A 21,946-nucleotide genomic window follows, 5' to 3' on the forward strand; every position below is an offset into this window, starting at 1 on the left:
ACCAGAACAACCACGACGACTAACTTCGCCAATCATTGTGAATGAGGTTGTTAATAATAAGAAAGCAATAATTGTTTTTTTCATAGCTTAACGGTTTGATTTATGTGTTAGTATTGTATTAAGAAACTGTCTAGTTTTGCATATCAACAGTGTTTTCTTGAAAACGACAATAGACAGATTTCCGAGAATCTGTCTATTGCATTTATGGCTATTGGCATTACTCTAGCAAATGATTGAGTAGCTTGATATTGGTGAAATTATTGCCAAAATAGGTATTCTGTATGGTTGGCGTTTTTCCTGTTAATGCTTTAAAAATTTGTCCTGCTATTAAATAAGAACCCATTTTGTTAGGATGTGTAGCATCGGAAAGTAATACCAAAGGACTGTCGAGATTACGGGCTTTGTGATATATATCTTCTAAGGGGATTTTTTCGACCAAAGCTTGTTGTTTTAGGCGAGCAAACTCTCCATCAAGTAAAGTTTGTTCTTGATAACTCGAAAACATACTTTCTGAACAAAACTCTTTTTGAATAAAATTGGTGGAGTCTGTAATAATTGTGGTACAGTATCTATTAGGGTATTTATGATGTAAGTATGGACTAATCAGATAGGTACGAGTACCATTGGGTTGTACAAGATGTTGTAATTGCTGAATGCTTGCAAACAACCTGTTTTTCATTTCGGGAATAAGCAGTTTGTTGACAGTTTCCTGTAAAATAATTATATTCCAGACACTTGATTGTAGTGTCTGAAGACTTATTTGTTTGAAATACTGCGAGTTGGGGTATATAGTATCGGGGGATTTGTTAGTCAAAGCTTGTTTTAGCTTACTGACCAACGTGTAACCGTCGGTATTAAATGCGTATATTTCGGTGGCATAACCATGCTCTTGTAGCATCGTTTGAAGTTCGGTTGGAAGATTGTTGGCACACAGAATACTATTGCCAACAAGTAGAATTCGAGTTTTATTTTGACAAATTGCACAAAATTGTACAAGAATGAAAGTAACTAAAACTAATACAAGTCTCATGGTTGTAAATGAAAATGGATAGGTATAATAGCTCAAGGAGAAGTACTACGTTTGGAGTTATTCAAGAAAAAACGTAGTACTCTGCAATTTAATTATCTTTATTGACTTTACTTCTTACTTCATCAAATTTGGCACAGTTGGTAAGGCAATCTCCTGATTTGTTTAGTTTAAACCTATTTTGGTTGGTATCTAACAAATCATAATTATAGCTAGAGTCCAGCACTACCGACGTAAATATACAAGGGGCTACTTTGGCATTGAACTTATTGATAAGGCCTATTTGATTATTCCCTTTAGAGGCAATCGCTAAGCCATTATTGAAACTATCTAAAAAGGTATATTCGGGGGGTATCTGGATTTTACCTTTGGTATCGACATACCCAAATTTACTATTTTCATGCTGTACCAAATAAAAGCCTTCGGTGCTGGCTGCTACATTTTTGAACTGACATTTGGCCAAATATTTTCCTGAAAAATCTAACGTTCCCCACAAGCCATCAAGTTTGACAAACAAAAACTGAGCTGTTGTTTGTACTTGTTCAAATGGTTCTGGCGTAATTACCTTGAAGTCATCTTCCCGAACCAAAATATATTTGAAAGCTCTAACTTTTTCGTTACTGCGATACGCCTTTACAACAATACAGTTTTGTACCGTTGAGTCTGTAACCGTATAATTGATTTTACCAGCATCAGGGTATTTGGTAATTGGTAATACCACTGTTCCGCCGTTTACATCAATTACTTTGTCGGCCTTACAAGTACCTATTTTGCTTCCTTTGGCATCGAGGTTACAGCTTACAATTTCTTTGACAACCAGCATTCCTTTTTTATTGATTTTGCCTACAGCTTCATAATTAAACGGAATAACATCTTGTCCTGCAAGGTTGATAAATCCAAATTTAACACCTTTGCCTACGATTTCCTTACTGGCAGGTAGCAAATCAAATTCGCCAATACTGCCTAGCGATGTATATTGGGGTTCTATCAAAACTGTAAAATCTTTGTTGATAATACCAAAAAGGTTGTTGTTACTCTGTACAATTGCCAATCCACGGGTATCAAAATCACTGATATTTTTAAAAACTTTACTGATTTTGAGTGTTTTGGTATTGATAAGCTGTTGAGTATTATCGTCAATACCCTTCACAAATCCATTGGCATCGGCATCGGTCAAGATACCATATTGTGGAGGCCAAATAATGTCGCCATTGGTATTGGCTAGTCCAATTTTATCGCCTGTTTTGATTTTGATAAGGCCATTTACTCCCGTAGGAGCAATTAAATCAAAATTAGGCACAACGGGGCTTTTATCTTCAATTTTCCAAAGCCCCCATTTATTGTTCATTTTTACCGCAAATACCGATGAGCTAATTGGCGTAATGTCATCGTAAAGAGGAGAGATATACTGATTAGTTTTGTCAAAACTATTGTTAATTAAGGCACATTTTCCTGAATTGAGTTTTATCCAACTAATACCATTGGCTAAAGCTTTGGCATCTTTTACATCTTGAAAAATATCACTTTCATTGCCCAAAGCATCTACAAAAAACCAATCATGTTTTTTTACCAAAGCTTTTCCATTATTAAAAGCCTCAGCTTGTTCGTATTGGCTAGGAATAACTTCTTCGCCACATAGGTTCAAAAAGCCCCATACTTGGTCTTTCTTGATTCTGGCAAAGCCTTGTTTATAATTTTCAATAAAGCCATAGCGAACATTACTTCTGAGCTTATCGAGTGGAAAAGCCAAAATATTTTTTCCTTCCAAGTCGGTAGATTTTACTAATGGTACACCCGATTTGTTATTAAAACAGGTTTGAGCATCAGCATTTTTGCCAGGGTCTATAGCTGACAAAGTTTTGTGATAAACCAAGGTTGAAATACCCTTGGTATGAGCAGCCAATAAGGTAAATACCCCTCTTTTTTCTAGGCTTTTGGCATAGAAAATATGAGTTATTGACAATAAATACGTTAATAGAAATGTACTTTTCATATAGTAAAGCAAGGTATTATAACAAAAAAATATAGAAAATTTAAGTAAATGCGTCACTTTTATTAAGCTACAGCTTTGAATAGCAAGCGTTACTATACAAACCACTTGTATAGTAAATAAATTTTTATCGAGCGGATTTATTTACGATAGAGAGAAAATTAAGCAATAATAATAATGAAGGGCGGCATGCAAGTTTTTCAAAAATAGTGTATTTGCGATAAAAAAGCAATAAAGTTGAATAGCATTTTTGAAAGACACTATACGACAGATAGAATGCTTATCTTTACAATTAATTTTGTGGTCTTATTTGGTTCTGCTATTTTTGGGCTTTGGAAAGATTGAAGCTTTCAAAGAAATCATTTGATTAGACCAATAAGCTTCGATTTAATTAATTAATTCAAAAACAATGGGTTTACTACAAAACAAAGTAGCATTAGTTACAGGTGCATCAAGAGGAATCGGTAGAGCAATCGCCATCCGTTTTGCTCAGCAAGGTGCCAATGTCGCATTTACATATTTGTCTTCCGTAGAAAAAGGACAAGCTTTAGAAGCCGAATTAGAAGCTTTTGGTATAAAAGCCAAAGGGTATCGTTCGGATGCTTCTGATTTTAAACAAGCAGAAGAGCTTGTTAATCAGGTGCTTGCTGATTTTGGGGCAATCGATACGCTTATCAACAATGCTGGTATTACCAAAGACGGACTGTTGATGCGTATGTCTGAAGAACAGTGGGATTCTGTGATTCAGGTAAACTTGAAATCGGTATTTAATTTAACGAAAGCCGCAATCAAGTCGATGATGAAAGCCAAGTCGGGCTCTATTATCAACCTTACCTCAGTAGTAGGTTTGCGTGGAAATGCTGGACAAGCCAACTATGCTGCTTCAAAAGCGGGAATCATTGGTTTTACAAAATCGGTAGCTTTAGAACTGGGCTCAAGAAATATCCGTTCAAATGCTATTGCACCGGGTTTTATCGAAACAGAAATGACTGGTGAACTCAACGAAGCTGCTACAGAAGAATGGAAAAAATCAATTCCGTTAAAGCGTGGTGGTCAGCCAGAAGAAGTAGCCGACGCTTGTATCTTCTTAGCTTCTGATATGTCTCGTTATATTACAGGGCAAGTGATTCAGGTTGATGGTGGTATGTTGACCTAGTTTTACCATAAAATCATATAAAGCAATAGACGGTTTTCGGATTTAGAACTGCTGTCTATTGCTTTTTTATTGGTATATGCTAAGAAGCCTACACCCGTAATTACCAATTTTTACACTAATTATATAATAAAATCAGCATAATTGTCATTTTTAGCACAATGATTGCTATTTTGTATTATACTTTGTTAATACTGTAAATACAGGTTGATTTAAGCCTATTGCTTAAAGCTTTTTGCCTACAGCTACTTATTATGAAATTCGACTTTTTATTTCAATCTTCTCCTTGGTTGGTTCCGCTCTGTATATTGGTTGGCGGTTTATATGCTTTTTCTTTGTACCAACAAGCCTCAAGCTCGTGGAGTAAGCAAGCCAACTGGCTTATGGCTTCATTTCGCTTTGTTGCATCAACTATTCTGTGCTTTCTACTATTGAATTTTCTGATTCGTCAAGTTACGCAAAGTATTCAGAAAAAAACGGTTGTAATTGCCATTGACAACTCGCAGTCGATGAGTGTTGTAGGAAAAAAAATACTCGAAGCTTCGCTAAAACAATTAGATGAGCTAAAAGAAAGCCTAACTCAACAAGATTATGATGTGAGTTTTGCTTCGTTCGACAGCGAAGCCCCTACAACAGCAAGTTCGGTTCAATTCAATAAAAAAGCTACCAATCTTTCGTCGTTGATAGCGGGTATCAAAAATGCCCAAGAAGGCAATAATTTGGTAGATGTAGTATTGCTGTCGGATGGTATTGTTAATGAAGGCATCAATCCCAGTAACGAAAAATTTACTTTTGCTGTTCATACTATTGGCTTGGGCGATACCATTCCTAAAAAAGACCTTAGTGTAAAAGCTGTATATGCCAATAAAATAGCCTATTTAGGCAATAAATTTCCTATTCAGGCAGATATTGCATCGTATGGATTTAATGGCAAATCGGCTAATGTATATTTGAAGCAAGGTGCCAAAGTACTAGAAAAACAAACAATTAGTTTTTCGCAAAACGATGATTTAAAAACCTTATCGTTCAATGCCGTTGCTAATCAGAAAGGAGTACAACATTTAACCATAGAAGTAGATATATTGTCGGGTGAATATAGCAGCAAAAACAACCGCCAAGAGGCTTATATAGAGGTAATAGATGGAAAAGAAAAGGTATTGATTTTGGCATTGGCACCACACCCCGACATCAAGGCTTTGAAGAGTATTTTGGACAATAACGATAACTTTGAGATAGACGTAAAAATTCTGACCGAAAACTCAGCCCCCGATCTAACCTCAAAATCGTATGATGTAGCTATCTTACATCAGTTACCCGACTACTTTAATGCCTATTCGTCAGCCTATAAACCATTGTTAGACAAAGGAATACCTTGTTTGTTTGTTTTAGGGAATCAATCAGGAACATCTTACTTGAATCAACTAAACCAAGCAGTGCGAATTTCGTCGCAGGCTGGTCAAACCGATAAGGTAACAAGTTATTTCAATAGTAATTTCAAAGTATTGAATTTTGAAACAGACAAATTAGAGCTTATCAAGCAGATGCCACAAATTTCGGTACCTTTTGGCGAATTCAAGCTATTGCCTAATTCAGAAGTATTGCTTTACCAAAAAGTAGGGAATTTATTGACACAAAAACCTTTGTTAGTATTAAATACAGGCATAAAAAAATCGGCCATATTTGCAGGAGAAGGGATTTGGTCGTGGCGTTTAGAAGAGTTTGACCTGACCGAAAAACACGAAGTCGTAGATGATATTTTCTTGAAGGTGATACAATACCTTTCTACCAAAGATGATAAACGCAAACTACGAGTATATCCAATCAATAATGCGTTCTTGTTGGGCGACAAAGTGGTATTTGAAACAGAAATGTATAATGCCATTTATGAGAAATTGTATAACATTCCTGTTAAACTTGAACTCAAAGATGAGAAAGGGGGAACTCGTACCTATACGTATTCAACTTCATCCGAAAATAGTAAATTTGAAATCAGTGCTTTGCCTGCGGGTGTATATCAATACAAAGCCAGTGCTACGATTTTGGGTAAAAATGAACTGAGCACAGGCGAGTTTATTATCAAAGACCAACAAATCGAGTTGATTCATACCACTGCTGATTTTGACATACTACGACAGTTGTCTAAAAATACAGGAGGGAAGTTTGTTCAGCCCAATCAATTAGCATCTTTAGAACAGACAATACTCAACCATAAAGTTCCCGAAAAGATAGAAGCCACCGAAGACCTCAAAGAAATGATTAATATGCGTTGGATATTCTTCTTGGTTTTGGCATTATTCACCGCCGAATGGGTTATGCGTAAATACTTTGGCGGGTATTAGTATGATAACAAATAATATATCATTTAGTAATATTTTATCAATGAGTATTTTGCTATAACTGGCGAATCAATTCGCCAGTTATAAAAATAAATGGCCTATTCTCATCAATAACTCCCTTTCCTACAAGCTTATATGCTAAGGTTTGGATAGTTTTTTGTCTACACTTGCTATACTATTTCTTCCATATTGGGTATTTGTAGCTTAAATAAATCCAAAAAAGTCTAATGATGTTAATACAGTTTTAAGCCTAGTATATTGGCTTGGTCTAAAATCGCTATTGTTTGACCTCTTGGCGTTATGCTTAATTGGATTATTTTGTGGTAATTTGTTGCGTGATTCAGTCATTGTACCAAAGCCTATATGGCATCAGTGGCATGAAGGCATAGAAAATTTGTCAATTACAATTTTATTATCAATAAATTTATGAGTAATCCAGTAAGTACCTTATTCGACAAAGTGTGGGATTCACACGTTGTTCGCAAAATTGAAGATGGCCCAGATGTATTTTTGATAGACCGTCACTTTATTCACGAAGTAACTAGCCCAGTGGCTTTTTTGGGTCTTGAAACAAGAGGTATTGGTGTATTGTATCCTGAAAGAACATTTGCTACAGCCGATCACAACACACCAACAATCAACCAACATTTGCCTGTTGAGGATGCTCTTTCTGCCAACCAATTGAAAGCATTAGAAACCAACTCGGCCAAATATGGTATTTCACACTGGGGGTTGGGCGATCCCAAAAATGGTATTGTACACGTAGTTGGCCCTGAAAATGGTATTACCTTGCCAGGTATGACTATCGTTTGTGGTGACTCACATACTTCTACTCACGGAGCATTTGGGGCTATTGCTTTTGGTATCGGTACTTCTGAAGTTGAAATGGTACTTTCTTCGCAATGTATCATGCAGCCAAAGCCTAAAAAAATGCGTATTACCGTAAAAGGTGCATTGGGCAAAGGTGTTACTCCTAAAGACGTAGCTTTATATATTATCTCACAAATTACAGCAAGTGGTGCAACTGGTTATTTTGTAGAATATGCTGGTGAGGTATTTGAAAATATGACTATGGAAGGTCGTATGACTGTTTGTAACCTTTCTATCGAAATGGGTGCACGTGGTGGTATGATTGCTCCAGACGAAACTACATTCAATTATTTGCAAGGCCGTGAAAAAGCACCAAAAGGCGACGATTGGGAAAAAGCTTTGGCTTACTGGAAAACTTTGAAAACAGACGAAGGTGCTACCTTCGACTACGAGTTGACCTTTGATGCTGCCGATATTGAACCCCAAATTACGTATGGTACAAACCCAGGCTTAGGAACAGGTATTACCAAAAATATTCCTGCTGCTACAGACGTAAAAGATGGTGAGGCTTCGTACAAAAAATCTTTGACTTACATGGGATTTGCCGAGAATGAATCTATCATTGGCAAGCAAGTAGATTATGTATTCTTGGGTAGCTGTACCAATGGCCGTATCGAAGACTTCCGTGCATTTGCTTCTATTGTAAAAGGCCGTAAAAAAGCTGATAACATCACCGCTTGGTTGGTACCGGGGTCACATATCGTTGAAGCTCAGATCAAGGAAGAAGGTATCTTAGATATTTTGACCGAAGCAGGATTTTTGTTGCGTCAGCCAGGTTGCTCGGCATGTTTGGCAATGAACGACGACAAAATCCCAGCCGGTAAATATGCTGTAAGTACTTCAAACCGTAACTTTGAAGGTCGTCAGGGGCCAGGTTCTCGTACACTTTTGGCATCGCCATTGGTTGCTGCAGCAGCGGCTGTAACAGGCGTAGTTACCGACCCAAGAACCTTGTTATAAAGGTAATCAACTGAGCAAATCGATGCTTGATTTTGTTGCATTGATACACTTGCTCGGTATAACCAAAGCTCTTTCTTTTGAGCCAATAATTAATTGATAAATCAATTTTGCTAACAGGTATTACGAGCAAAATAGGCTGCACCTAGCTTACAGCCGAAGCTCGCAAGCCCAAAGCCCCAACAATATGGCATACGATAAATTCGAGGTATTACGCTCATCGGCGGTGCCTCTTCCAATAGAAAACGTTGATACAGACCAAATTATCCCTGCTCGCTTTTTGAAAGCCACTAAGCGTGAGGGTTTTGGCGATAATCTTTTCCGTGACTGGCGTTACAACAACGATGATTCGCCAAAGCAGGATTTCGTATTGAATAACCCAACTTATTCAGGAAAAATCTTGGTTGGTGGCAAAAACTTCGGTAGTGGGTCAAGCCGTGAACACGCAGCTTGGGCAATTTATGATTACGGTTTCCGTTGTGTAATATCTAGCTTTTTTGCAGATATTTTCAAGGGTAACTCTTTGAATATCGGTATTTTACCAGTACAGGTAAGCCCAGAATTTTTGGATAAAATTTTCTTAGCTATCGAAGCCGACCCCAAGGCTGAATTAGAAGTAAATCTTCCTGCTCAGACTATCACTATTGTAGCTACAGGCGAAAGCGAAAGTTTTGCTATCAATGGTTATAAAAAACACAATATGCTTAATGGTTTTGACGACATTGATTATTTGCAATCAATGAAAGAGGAAATCAAAGAGTTTGCCGAGAAGAGTTTGTATTAATAGTTGCTTTAGGCAATAGGTAATAAATAATAAGCTCTTGTGCTTGTGTTTACTGCTTATTGCCTAGTGCATATAGCAACAAAATATGAGACATATAGAAATTATGGACACCACACTCCGTGACGGAGAACAAACCAGTGGTGTATCTTTTTCCGCTTCTGAAAAATTAACAATTGCTCAATTGTTGTTGCAAGAAGTGAAAGTAGACCGAATCGAAATTGCTTCTGCTAGGGTTTCTGAAGGTGAATTTCAGGCAGTAAAAAAAGTAACTGAATGGGCCAAAGAAAATGGCTTTTTGGATAAAGTAGAGGTCTTGACCTTTGTCGATGGCCAAACATCTGTCAATTGGATGTTAGAAGCCGGTGCTACAGTCATGAACTTACTCACCAAAGGTTCACTGAATCATTTGACTCATCAACTGAAAAAAACACCAGAACAACACTTTGCCGAAATAGCTCAAGTGATTGAACTGGCTGGCTCGAAAGGAATTAAATGCAATGTCTATTTGGAGGATTGGAGTAATGGTATGCGAAATTCGCAGGAGTATGTGCTTCAATACCTTGATTTTCTGGTTCTGCAACCTATCGAAAGAGTGTTGTTGCCCGATACGCTTGGGGTATTAACCCCTCGTGAAACCTACGATTATATTAGTTTACTAACAAAACGTTATCCCAATACTCATTTCGACTTCCATGCACATAACGACTACGACCTCAGTATCGCCAATGTAATGGAAGCTGTACGTGCTGGAGCTCATGGCCTTCACTTAACCGTTAATGGTATGGGCGAGCGTGCAGGAAATGCTCCGCTTTCGAGTGCTATTGCGGTTATCAACGATTTCATGAACGCCGATGTAAAAACGTCGGTGAATGAACATTCTTTGTATTCTATTAGTAGGCTAGTCGAAACTTTCTCTGGATTTAGGATTCCTGTCAATAAGCCTATTACAGGCGAAAATGTATTTACACAAACGGCTGGTATTCATGCCGATGGAGACAATAAGAAAAATTTGTACTTCAACGATTTGATGCCCGAACGTTTTGGCCGACAACGGAAATATGCCCTTGGGAAAACTTCTGGAAAAGCTAATATTGAGAAAAATTTGCAAGATTTAGGTATCAAGTTGGCCGATGAAGACCTCAAGAAAGTAACCCAACGAATTATTGAGCTAGGCGATAGAAAAGAAATGGTAACGCCCGAAGATTTACCATATATCATTTCTGACGTACTTGATAGTAATTCGATTGAGGAGAAAGTGGTTGTATTGAATTATGTACTTACGCATTCAAAAAACCTAAAACCGTCGGCTACTGTTCAAGTACAAATTGGTGAAAAGTTTTTTGAGGAAAGTGCTCAAGGCGATGGTCAATACGATGCCTTTATGAATGCCTTGAAAAAGATTTATTGCCAGCTAGAAACGTGTTTGCCTACCCTCAATGACTATGCCGTACGGATTCCTCCTGGAGGAAAAACCGATGCCCTTTGTGAAACCATTATTACTTGGGAGCATAATGGCAAAGAGTTCAAAACCAGAGGCTTGGATTCTGACCAAACGGTAGCAGCGATAAAAGCAACTCAGAAAGCGTTGAATATTATAGGCTAGAAATGATAGGCTCAAAAGCTTTTGTTGGTCTTTGATTGTTATTTCATCTTGTTGTGTCAGTGTTCTATTAGTAGTATCTGACCAGTTAAGTTTTAACTAATATCAGGTAAATAGGGTTAAGGCCTTTGTTATATAACTTGGTATCAGGATTTTAATATTAAAAGGCTTTCAGGAGTGTTTAGGTTATCTTCTAGTTTCTTCAATGAATCCTTTTCTATTAGCGAGTGAATTTATTTTGCTAGCTACAAAAGGTTGAATAGCTTCAATTGGTAGGTGTAAACCCTTTTATCAAGCTGAAGCTAAACTTATAGCTAGGTTAGCTAAAACTAGAAATATTGTTAAATCCAAATAAGGGACTTTGCACTTTGTGCCTCAGGGGCTTTGTGTATTGGTCTCTACAACTATAAAATGGCAAAAAAGCATATCTTAGTCGTTCCCGGTGATGGCATCGGACAAGAAGTTACCGCTATTGGTAAAAAAGTATTAGAAAAAATTGCTGAGAAATTTGGTCATGAGTTTACTTATGACGAAGCTCTTATTGGACACGTAGCCATCGAAGCTACTGGCGACCCACTTCCTGCTGAGACATTAGAAAAAATGCGTGCTTCAGATGCTGTACTATTTGGTGCAGTAGGCCACGCCAAGTACGACAACGACCCTCACGCTAAAGTGCGTCCAGAGCAAGGTTTGTTGAAAATGCGTAAAGAATTAGGATTGTATGCCAACCTTCGTCCCATCAAATTATTTGATGAGTTGTTAGAAGCGTCAAGTATCAAGCCCGAAATATTGAAAGGAGCTGATATTCTTTTCTTCCGTGAATTAACAGGCGATATCTACTTTGGAGAAAAAGGCCGTAAAAATGATGGTGCTACTGCTTATGATATTGCAGAATATAGCCGCTATGAAGTAGAAAGAATTGCTCGTAAAGCATTTGATGCAGCTATGACACGTGGCAAAAAACTTATGTCAGTAGACAAAGCTAATGTTTTGGAAACAAGCCGTTTGTGGCGTGAAGTGGTTCAGCAAGTAGCCCTAGAATATCCAGAAGTAGAAGTTACACATCAGTTTGTAGACTCTGCTGCTATGATGTTGATTAAAGACCCAAAACAGTTTGATGTAGTAGTAACAGCCAACTTGTTTGGTGATATCTTAACAGACGAAGCTTCGCAAATTGCAGGTTCAATGGGAATGTTGGCTTCTGCCTCGGTAGGAGATAGCACAGGCGTATATGAGCCAATTCACGGTTCGGCACATGACATTACTGGCAAAGGTATTGCCAACCCTATGGCTTCTGTACTATCGGCAGCATTGTTGTTAGATATTTCTTTTGGCTTAAAAGCTGAATCTGAAGCCATTATCAGTGCTGTAGACCAAGTGTTGAAAGCTGGTTTCCGTACAGGTGATATTGCTACCAAAGACACTCCAAAAGATAAGATTTTAGGTACTGATGCTATCGGAGCCGAAATCTTGAGTAGAATTTAAGCATAATCAAACACTTGTGCATATATTTATGATAGAAAGGGCGGTATTCCGCCCTTTTTTTATGTCTCTGGTTTTTTTTCCAAAAACATCCTGCAACTTTGTATCCAAATACCTTTGTGATGCGATGAGAAAGTTTTGTGTTAAAGTCCTATTCCTGATCCTATATGGTTGTAGTGGAGGGGTACATGCCCAGTCTAGCAATACCATAACTGATACGATTAATACCAATAGATTAAAAAAACTCATAATAGGCGAATCGCTGATTTATGGAGTTACGATTGCAGGCTTGAGCAGTGCTTGGTATAGCGAAAAAGCTGATGGATTTCGTTTTTTTAACGATAATAACGAATGGTTTCAACTAGATAAATTCGGGCATTTTTATACCAATTATCACCTTTGTCGAGCCAATACCCAAGCTTTCCGTTGGGCTGGTTTATCACAAGAAAAAGCCTCACTTTGGGCAGGTGTATCAGGTTTGGCATTTATGACCACTATTGAGCTACTCGATGGCACACAACCAGAATATGGGTTTTCGTGGGGCGATATGACCGCCAATATCTTGGGGCCTAGTTTATTTGTAGGCCAGCAATATTTGTGGCACGAAACCCGTATTCAGCCCAAATGGTCGTTTCATCCTACCAAATTGGCTCGCCTCAATCCTCAATTATTAGGCAAAGATGCTTCTCAGCAATGGGTCAAAGATTATAATGGACAAACCTATTGGTTTTCGGCCAATCTGGCAAAGTTTATTCAGTTACACCCCAAGTTTCCTAAATGGCTCAATGTTGCCGTTGGGTATGGTATCGACAACATGATTAATGCCGATGCCGAAAAAAGTAAACAAAATGGATATGTGCCTTATCGCCAATATTATTTGGCTTTAGACCTTGATTTATCGCATATCAAAACTCGTTCTAAGGTGCTGAATACCCTACTTTTTGTATTAGACCAAATCAAAATACCTGCTCCAACCTTAGAATATAACCCCAAGCAGGGATTTATTTTTCACCCTATTTACTTCTAAGTCAAATCATTGTTCCTTGTGGTTATTGTCTCTAACTTTGAGGAAAATTTATCATATCTTTAAGCTTTCTTTAGGCTTAATAGCAACAGCAAAACATTTTTAAATATGAATATTGGCGACAGAGTACGCCTTGTTCACGGTCGTGAAGAAGGGATTATTACCAAAGTATTACCTAATAATATTGTTGAAGTAGAAATAGAAGACGGTTTTAGAATACCCATTAAACGTTCGGAAGCAGTAGTAATCAATGAGTTGGAATCAAAGGTTTTTAAGCCGCAGCCTATTGTAGCAACAACCTTTGAGCCTCAGCGAACCTCGTACGATAGGTTTCAAACGCCCACAGCCGATGTTTTGGCCAACAAGGGTATTTATATGGCCTTTGTGCCTGTCAACGACCGAGAACTTTCTCAGTATCTTATCAACAATACTGATTGGGATTTGCCGTTTATGCTATCAGTAGGAACAGACCCACATCACAAAGGATTGGCCTCTGGCATGTTGAAAGCTAAAACACATATCAAGGTACAACAAGTATTTGTACAAGATTTTGAAAATTGGGGAACATTCACATTTCAGGCATTCTTTTTTCGTTTGGCATTTATGCAACTCAAGCAGCCATTGCTAAAAGCTATGAAGTTTAGAATTAATACATTTTTTAAAAACAAACAAAAAGCACCTTTAATCAATCAAGATGCACATTTGTTTCAATTGGATAGCGAAGATGTAACTACGCCTGTTAAAATTGAACCAGAAAAAATTGTAGAAAAGATGTTTGAAAAGCAAAGTGCCGTCGAAAAACTCCCTTTGCCAAGCAAACCTAGCAAAGTTGTAGATTTGCATATAGAAGAGCTAACCAACGACCACTTTACAATGTCGAATCGCCAGATGTTGGAGCTACAACTAAGTACCTTCGAGCGTCAATTTGAAGCTGCAATTGCCAATGGAATGGACGAAATCATTTTTATTCATGGCGTAGGTAATGGCGTACTCCGCAACGAATTACATAAACGTTTGTCGGGGTATAAAAATGTCAAATATTTTGAAGATTCACAGAAAGAAAAGTTTGGTTATGGGGCTACCAAAGTGAAAATAAAATAACAATACCCCAATAACAATTTAACGAAAAAACAACCCATGAAGCAGTTTTTTGTAGCATTTATCGCTACGGCCTTGATTCTTCAAGGATGTGCTAGTTCGCAAAACTCGGGAGGAACTACCACTAATCCTACCGCACCCAAAGAGTCATATAACGTAAACTCCAAGCAAGTGGAAAAGTATTTGTCAACCATCAGTATTCCTTTCGAGGTAACCATGGCTGATGTGGCCCGCCAAATCAATACCAATGTCAAAGATTTGGTTTTTGAAGACAACAGCATGGACGATAATAACTACGATAATTTCATGTGCAAAGTATGGAAACGTGAAGATATTGTTGTGACTGCTCAGAACGAAACTTTCAACTTTACTGTACCGCTCAAAGTATGGGTGAAAGTAGGATATAAAGTGTTGGGAATGCAGATTCCTGCACAAGAATTACAATTTGATTTTAATGTAAAATTTGGTTCAAAGTTCTCGATTTCACCCAATTGGGACGCTAATGTCCAAAGTTTTCCGATTGGTTATGATTGGATAAAAAAACCCGTAGTTCGTTTGGCTGGTTACGAAATACCAGTAACCACCTTGGTCGAAAAAGCCCTTAATTCGCGCCAAGGCGTATTATTGAAAGCCCTAGATGATGCCGTCAAGAAAAATGTTGAAATCAAAAAGTATGTAGTTCAAGCATGGAATACCTCTATGCAGCCTTACATGCTTTCTGAAAAATATAGAACTTGGCTAAAAGTAACTCCTGTCGAGTTGCAAATGACACCATTGACAACCATCAACAACAAAGTTAAGGCTACGATTGCCATAAAAGCTTATACCGAAACAATTACAGGCAATAAGCCTTCGATACAGCCAGTCAGTACAGTACCCGACCTCAAGGTAGTTCAGCAAGTACCCGACGATTTTCAGGTAGGTATTATTGCCGAAATTCCACACAGTGAGGCTGCCAAGTTAACTGCCGATACTTTGGTTGGTCAAAAGTTTTCGTTTAAAGAAGGCAAATACAATGTGTCGGTAACGGGTGTTGATATTTATGGCAGTCAGGACAAAATGGTGATCAAAGCAGGCCTACAAGGAAGTGTCAATGGCAATATTTATTATAAGGGTGTTCCTACTTACGACCCTGCTACTAAGTCAATTTACCTTGAAAACTTTGATTATGACCTCGAAACCAAAAGCTTGTTGCTCAAAACGGCCAATTGGATTTTTCAGGGAAAATTCAATAAAAGTATGAAAGAGGCTCTTACATTTCAGATTGGCGGACAGGTAGACGAGATGAAAAAACAAATTCAAGCCAACCTCAACAAGCCTGTTTCGAAAGGTATTAGCCTAAACGGAAATATCACCGAGCTCAATCCAGATAAGGTTTATTTAACTCCCAATTCTATTATTGCTGTAATTATGGCCAAAGGGAAGTTGAATTTAAAAGTAGACGGATTATAGTTTGGCACAACAAATGTGCCTATCTTTGTGACATAAATAGGTCGTCTTATCGCCTTTGTTTTGACAAGGGAGGAAAGTCTGGACAACTTAGAGCATCATGCTTCCTAACGGGAAGGCACGTATTTGGCGACGAATCCGTGACAGCTAGTACCACAGAAAATTACCGCCTGTAAGGGTAAGGGTGAAAAGGTAGAGTAAGAGCCTACCGCTCGTTTGGTGACAAACGGGGCAGAGGTAAACCTCATGAGTTGAAAGACCAAATAGGCTGGCGAGAGAAAACAGCAATGTTTTTGAAAAAGGGTTGCTCGTCCGATGTCAGCGGGTAGGTTGATAGAGCGTATCGGTGACGGTACGTCGAGATAAATGATAAGACAGCAAATTGATGGAAGTTTTGGCGTTTTTCGGAACAAAATTACCCAAATTAATGAGCTGACAGAATCCGGCTTATAGACTTATTTATAAAAAAAGGCTATTTAGTATATGCTAAATAGCCTTTTTTGCTGAGTAGAATATACAAAGAGTAAAGGAAAAATCTTTTTTTGATGAGATAATATTCTTTTTTGATATTTTTATTAAACTAGCATTGTTAACTGCGTAAAATTGATTATCTTTGCACTCCAATTTACAAATACCATAACCGAAGGACGGGTTCCTTCACTAAAACGTAAGTGAAAAATGGCTGTTAAAATTAGATTAGCACGTCGTGGACGTAAAAAATTAGCGATTTTTGATATCGTAGTAGCAGATGCTAGAGCTCCTCGCGATGGTCGTTTCATCGAGAAAATCGGAACTTACAATCCAAACACAAACCCTGCAACAATCAACTTGAATGATGACAAAGCGTTGCAATGGGTAATGAATGGTGCTCAGCCAACTGACACTACTCGTGCGATTTTGTCATACAAAGGAGTATTGTTGAAAAAACACTTGCAAGTAGGTGTTAATAAAGGTGCAATCTCTCAAGAAGTAGCTGATAGCAAGTTCGAAGAGTGGAAGAGCGTTAAAGATTCTAAAATTTCTGGTAAAGCTGACTCTTTATTGTCTAAAAAAGAAGCTGATAAAGCTGCTCGTTTAGCTGAAGAAACTAGAATCAGTGCTGCTCGTGCTGAAGCAATTGCAAAGAAAAATGTAGTTCCTACTGAAGAAGAAGCTCCTGTAGCTGACGAAGCAACTGAAGCTCCTGCTGAATCTGCAGAGTAATTCTGACAAGGCATTATCATATTAAATGGTACAAATCTGTTATATTTTATAGATTTGTATCATTTTTTTGTTTATGCCACCCCCATCTTTTATTTATAGAATTCAACCCGAGAACTTGCTGTGGTTCTCTTTATCATTATGACTAAAGAAGATTGTTTTGAATTAGGTAAAATCACCAAAACACATGGCGTAAAGGGTGAGGTGATTTTGTGGCTTGACGTTGACTTTCCCGAGGATTACGAAGATATGGATAGCCTTTTCTTAGAAGTTCGTGGCGAATTAGTGCCATATTTTATGGAATCATACCAGCTTAGGGGTAATAGAGCAATCGTTAAGTTTGAAGATTGTGATACCTTCGAACAAGCCGAAACAATGGTGAATTTACAAGCATTTTTGCCATTAGAGGTACTCCCTGAATTGGAGGATGACCAGTTTTATTACCATGAAATCATTGATTTTCAGATAATTGACAAAAAATTAGGTATTTTAGGGCTAGTTCGTACTGTCTATTCAATGCAGGCACAAGATTTGCTGGTAATGGAGTATCAGGGTAAAGAAGTGCTGATTCCAATTAATCCCGAAATTGTGCTAGATGCCGACAAAGAAGCAAAAATACTCAATGTCGACCTTCCTGAAGGATTATTAGATGTGTACCTAAGTGAATAATTTTACCATATTATCAATACGAGGTAGCAGAAAAGGTAGATGAAATGGGCTATTATTTTACTATTTTACTAAAGAATATACGATAATGCGAATAGATATTATTTCGGTTGTTCCTAAATTAATGGAAAGCTTCTTTGCTCATTCTATTATCAAAAGAGGTGCTGAGGCTGGGCATGTTGAGGTAGTTTTGCATGATTTACGAGATTATTCATTGAGTAAACAACGTCAGGTTGATGATTATGCTTTTGGGGGGGGGGCTGGTATGGTTATGAGTATCGAGCCAATTGCAAGATGTATCCGCCATTTGCAAAGTGAAAGAACTTACGACGAAGTTATTTATATGACTCCCGATGGCGAAACCTTTAACCAAAAAATAGCAAATACGCTTTCTCTCAAGGGTAATTTGATATTTTTGTGTGGACATTATAAAGGAGTAGATCAGCGAGTAAGAGACCTCTTTATTACCAAAGAAATTTCTATTGGTGATTATGTACTTTCTGGAGGTGAGCTGGCTGCGGCTGTATGTGCCGATGCCATTATAAGGTTGGTACCAGGGGTACTAAACGATGAGACTTCGGCCTTGACCGACTCTTTTCAGGACAACCTGCTTGCTCCACCTGTGTATACTCGTCCTGCCGAGTTTGAGAACGTAAAAGTCCCTGAGATTTTACTCTCTGGGCATGAAGCAAAAATAAATGATTGGCGTTTTGAGCAGTCAATTGCTCGTACCAAAGAACGCAGACCCGATTTGTTAAAAAACTCAGGTTTTTAAAGAAAAACCTATAGATTTGTGATTTTTTAGTTATATTTACTTTTTAAGTATTTGTACTTAAAATTGTTTTGCTGATGACATATCTGTAAGCAATTCTGCAAGCAACTTGTTTTTTCTGTCAATAACAAAAAAACATAGTCATTAAAGAGCAGTGTGTTTGGGCGTAGATTTTTTATTAATAGATATTTTTATTTCATACTATTTTACTATATTGCATCAAAATAGTACTCGTTAGTAAGAAATTTTTAAAAGCTGACTTTTATCAGTGTTTTGTGTAGAAATATCATAGTTTTAAGATATAAAATATTAAAAATAAACAAAGTAAGGATTATAATTCAGAAAGCTCGATGCTAGTAGTGTCGGGCTTTTTCGTTGATAAATGCCTAAGATGAGTTATTACTTTGTACAGAAGTATAAAATCGAAAAAATGATATATATCACTAGATAGCTTCTGTAAAAATTTCGAGCCTTGAGATAAACCTGATTTTCTGGATACAGATTACCCAAAAGGCCATGTAATTCTTTAATGAAATAAGGTTTGATATTGATACTCCAATGATCGTCTTGATAAACAATTTTGCGGAACTTACTACGGTAAATTCCCATGGGAAAACCACAGAGCATCCAAATCCAGAAGAGTACAGTATTGAGAGTCATAAAGAGAAGGTATATATGTTTTAACAAAAAACTATAATTCCGATAGGATTGTTTTTGAAAATAGATAATATAGAATGAATCTTGTTTAAAGTGTTGTAAATCAGGACTTTTTCGTGATAAGACTAGTTTTTCAAATAAAAAGGGAACTACAGTTTTAATGTAGTTCCCTTTTATTTGAGTTTTTCGCTAATAATTATTTTTAGTTGAGTGTAAAAACCAACTGCCATAATTTCTTCTTTTTCTTTTTATCTTCCACCGAGCTAATATTTATCGTAAGGATATCTTGGTCGGTAGATGCACTGAAATATTGGTCAGTAGCAGGTTGTTCTAGCCAGCTACGAGTGAGTACCTGTAGCTGTTTTTTTAGCGTAGAGAAATAGGCTTTGGTATCATCTTCACTTTCTGATTCAAAAACCACAGATTTGTAATTAGCTGTTTGACCGCCATTATCTACGATAATAATAGCAGGTTTGCCTTTTATAATTTCAGCTTTAGCATTGTAGCGTTCTTGCCCAGCGGCTTTATCTACAGCCTTATCTTTTTTATCCTTTTTCTGTTTTTCGCCAAGAATATCTTTGAAATTATTCTTTTTGGAGGCCAAAAGATTCTTGAAATTTTGCGTTAACTCAGGGTCTACCTGCGACTCGATGGCACTGGTCGTATAGATGGTTTTTTTGATGCTGTATTTGCCTAGTTGCCCTGCGTCCATTGAAGTAGCCAATAAAGTATAAGTACCAGTAGTAGGTGCTTTAAAGTGAAATTTATTGTAGCTATTTCCAGTAAATGGGTTTGAGTCGTAGCTAAACTCGGTTTTTTGTTGTTTGTTGGGACTTTTGAGTCCCAGCATAACCCTAAAGTTGGCAGAGCTATGTTCAATAGTCATTTCCTCGCCAGCGTGCAGGGTTATTTTATAAGAATCATAATACCTTTTTAGACCATCTTGGTTTGAGGATAAGTCTTTTGTACTAAGGCTTGCTTCTACGTGGTCCTCTACTTGTTGAATCGTATTTTTTATTTGATTTTTATTGAGGAGTTCTGTTGAATCGGCACTAATGGTTTTGCTAGGAACAGCTTTTTTGGTTGGTTTCTTTTTCTGTGCAAAAGTGGTTAACGATAGTAAAATTAATCCACTAAGGAAGAGTACTTTTTTCATTATATATTTTTTAATGGTTTTGAAGTGTGCAAATAGCTACATTCTGAAGAAAGAAACAACAAAATAAAAGATGATTTTGTGAGTGGTCAACTCGTTTGTATGGCGGGGAGATTTGCTGTAAATAGCTATTTTTTTGATTTTCAGGGTCTTAAAAGCATTTTCAGGCTAATGTATAGCCTGAAAATGAGCTTTTGTGCTTATTCGGTTAGTAATCGAAGGAGTACGCCATTGCTCCAGCCAAATCCATCTTGGTTGGGGTATTCGCCGCCGCCACCTAATAAATCAGGGTCAACAACATTGTATTTTTCTGTCATTTTGCCTGTGTTTTGGTATACTTTTTCATTGGTGGCAATCCAACGTTCTTGAATATTAGTAGCAAGTGCAATATATTGATATTTCCTTAGCCCCTGATAACTTATCCAGTGTAAAGGAGCCCAGCCATTAGGTGAATCCCATTGCTGACCTGTTTGCAGGGTTGTTGTAATAAGGCCCCCTTTTTTCAAAAAATCAGTGGCAATACGCTCAGCTACTAATTTTGCTTGTGTTGGACTAGCAATTTCAAAGAATAACGGAAATACACCTGCCAAAGAAAAAACAGAGGTAGGGGTTTGTTGAATAAAGTTGTAATCAAAAAAGAATCCTTGTGAGTCGTTCCAACAGATAGCCAAAATAGCTTTTTGTCGAATATGGGCTTTTTGTAGATACTTCTCGTGCTGTTCTATGTCGCCTAGTTGCTGATAAATACTGGCTAATGTTTTTTCAATATGAAAAAGTAAGCAGTTTAAATCAACAGGAATAATATCGGTGGTAATAATACTTTGAAGATTCTGAGTATCGGCTAGCCATCTACTACTAAAATCCCAACCCGACTCTGCGGCGGCTCTTAGGTTTCTAAAAACAGACTTAGCGTCGTTATTAGAAAGATGTGCTATTTCCAAATCTTCTTTAAAGGCTTCGGGGCGGGGTGTATCTAGTTTGTCCCAATAACGATTAAGTACCACTCCATTGGGCAAGCGAACTACCCTTCTATAGCTTGGGGTTTCTTCAGAAAGTTGCTCAGCACCATCCATCCAGAAATGATATTCTTTTTCGATATATGGCAAGTACTTTTCTATGGCTTTATGGCCGCCTATTCCCTCTTGAAGGAGCTGTACCATCAGGGTGAAAAAGGGCGGCTGCGAACGGCTTTTATAATAAGTACGATTGCCATTAGGGATATGCCCTATGGTTTTAATCAAATAGGCGAAGTTTTCGACCATTGATTCAATCAAATCATACCTACGACTAACCTGTAGCCCTAGCATCGTAAAATACGAATCCCAATAATATATTTCCTGAAAACGACCACCAGGTACAATGTAAGGATAAGGCAATGGAATCAACGAACCCCTCGACTGGTCTGGCTGGCGTGTGAGTACATTCCAAAGCCCATCAATATGCTCGTCGATGGGCTTAGACGCATCACTGGTGTACTCAGGTAAATCTATCGTAGTTAGGTGAAAAAAGTCATCGACAAAAGATTCTAGCTTAAAATCTTCAAGATTTTTTTGTTGAAGATAAGCATCTATAATAACCTCTTTTTCAAATTTGGGAATACAGTCATTGAAAGTTTTAGAATCGGGAAAAATATTGCTTAATTGGATTGCCTCAAATAATTCTCCAAATTCAGTGAGTTCAAAATTGTTTTCATGTAGATTCATTTTAATAAGGGCTGTTTTCAAAAAA

Annotated in this window: 16 protein-coding genes and 1 other RNA gene; 13 read left to right on the top strand and 4 right to left on the bottom strand. The window is 37.5% G+C overall.

Annotated features, from left to right (window positions below; genetic code table 11):
- Positions 1-217 precede the first annotated feature (217 nt).
- Both FLEMA_RS0102205 and FLEMA_RS0102210 read right to left on the bottom strand, forming a co-directional pair.
- Positions 218-898 (bottom strand): hypothetical protein, encoded by a 681-nt coding sequence (locus FLEMA_RS0102205; protein ID WP_144080031.1) that lies wholly within the window; start codon positions 896-898, stop codon positions 218-220.
- Between the two features lie 220 nt (positions 899-1,118).
- Positions 1,119-3,020 carry a WG repeat-containing protein gene (locus FLEMA_RS0102210; RefSeq protein ID WP_026994041.1) on the bottom strand — a complete coding sequence of 634 codons (1,902 nt, stop codon included), beginning with the start codon at positions 3,018-3,020 and terminating at the stop codon, positions 1,119-1,121.
- 406 nt (positions 3,021-3,426) lie between these two features.
- On the opposite strand from FLEMA_RS0102210, the gene fabG reads away from it, so the two are divergent.
- From fabG to trmD, 13 genes are all read left to right on the top strand, one after another.
- The gene (gene fabG, locus FLEMA_RS0102215) at positions 3,427-4,173 is read left to right on the top strand and encodes a 3-oxoacyl-[acyl-carrier-protein] reductase (RefSeq protein WP_026994042.1); all 747 of its coding nucleotides are present in this window, start codon (positions 3,427-3,429) and stop codon (positions 4,171-4,173) included.
- A gap of 251 nt (positions 4,174-4,424) precedes the next feature.
- Positions 4,425-6,509 carry a vWA domain-containing protein gene (locus FLEMA_RS0102220; RefSeq protein ID WP_026994043.1) on the top strand — a complete coding sequence of 695 codons (2,085 nt, stop codon included), beginning with the start codon at positions 4,425-4,427 and terminating at the stop codon, positions 6,507-6,509.
- Positions 6,510-6,932: 423 nt separating this feature from the next.
- Complete coding sequence (leuC, locus tag FLEMA_RS0102225; protein ID WP_026994044.1) at positions 6,933-8,336, top strand: 3-isopropylmalate dehydratase large subunit; 1,404 nt, start codon at positions 6,933-6,935, stop codon at positions 8,334-8,336.
- 184 nt (positions 8,337-8,520) lie between these two features.
- On the top strand, positions 8,521-9,117 hold the full coding sequence (leuD, locus tag FLEMA_RS0102230) for a 3-isopropylmalate dehydratase small subunit (RefSeq protein WP_026994045.1): 597 nt from the start codon (positions 8,521-8,523) through the stop codon (positions 9,115-9,117).
- Positions 9,118-9,202: 85 nt separating this feature from the next.
- Entirely contained in the window at positions 9,203-10,720 is a 1,518-nt protein-coding gene (locus FLEMA_RS0102235; protein ID WP_044170640.1) for a hydroxymethylglutaryl-CoA lyase-like TIM-barrel protein, read from the top strand.
- A 408-nt stretch (positions 10,721-11,128) separates the two neighbouring features.
- Positions 11,129-12,202: a 3-isopropylmalate dehydrogenase gene (gene leuB, locus FLEMA_RS0102240; protein ID WP_026994047.1), complete on the top strand. Its 1,074-nt coding sequence runs from the start codon at positions 11,129-11,131 to the stop codon at positions 12,200-12,202.
- Between the two features lie 124 nt (positions 12,203-12,326).
- On the top strand, positions 12,327-13,226 hold the full coding sequence (locus FLEMA_RS0102245; RefSeq protein WP_052353917.1) for a DUF2279 domain-containing protein: 900 nt from the start codon (positions 12,327-12,329) through the stop codon (positions 13,224-13,226).
- 105 nt (positions 13,227-13,331) lie between these two features.
- Complete coding sequence (locus FLEMA_RS0102250; protein ID WP_026994049.1) at positions 13,332-14,324, top strand: Smr/MutS family protein; 993 nt, start codon at positions 13,332-13,334, stop codon at positions 14,322-14,324.
- A 36-nt stretch (positions 14,325-14,360) separates the two neighbouring features.
- Positions 14,361-15,773, top strand: coding sequence for a DUF4403 family protein (locus FLEMA_RS0102255; RefSeq protein WP_052353918.1), 1,413 nt, complete (start codon positions 14,361-14,363; stop codon positions 15,771-15,773).
- A gap of 33 nt (positions 15,774-15,806) precedes the next feature.
- An RNA gene (gene rnpB, locus FLEMA_RS76450) (RNase P RNA component class A) lies at positions 15,807-16,236 on the top strand.
- A gap of 212 nt (positions 16,237-16,448) precedes the next feature.
- Positions 16,449-16,973, top strand: coding sequence for a 30S ribosomal protein S16 (locus FLEMA_RS0102260; protein ID WP_026994051.1), 525 nt, complete (start codon positions 16,449-16,451; stop codon positions 16,971-16,973).
- Positions 16,974-17,111: 138 nt separating this feature from the next.
- Complete coding sequence (gene rimM, locus FLEMA_RS0102265) at positions 17,112-17,639, top strand: ribosome maturation factor RimM (RefSeq protein WP_026994052.1); 528 nt, start codon at positions 17,112-17,114, stop codon at positions 17,637-17,639.
- 85 nt (positions 17,640-17,724) lie between these two features.
- Entirely contained in the window at positions 17,725-18,411 is a 687-nt protein-coding gene (gene trmD, locus FLEMA_RS0102270) for a tRNA (guanosine(37)-N1)-methyltransferase TrmD (protein WP_026994053.1), read from the top strand.
- Positions 18,412-19,267: 856 nt separating this feature from the next.
- On the opposite strand, the gene FLEMA_RS0102280 is transcribed toward trmD, so the two are convergent.
- Entirely contained in the window at positions 19,268-20,221 is a 954-nt protein-coding gene (locus FLEMA_RS0102280; RefSeq protein WP_026994055.1) for a hypothetical protein, read from the bottom strand.
- A gap of 197 nt (positions 20,222-20,418) precedes the next feature.
- Entirely contained in the window at positions 20,419-21,921 is a 1,503-nt protein-coding gene (treF, locus tag FLEMA_RS0102285; RefSeq protein WP_044174207.1) for an alpha,alpha-trehalase TreF, read from the bottom strand.
- Between the last annotated feature and the right edge of the window lie 25 nt (positions 21,922-21,946).

It is taken from the genome of Flectobacillus major DSM 103, from assembly GCF_000427405.1.
Taxonomy (GTDB): domain Bacteria; phylum Bacteroidota; class Bacteroidia; order Cytophagales; family Spirosomataceae; genus Flectobacillus; species Flectobacillus major.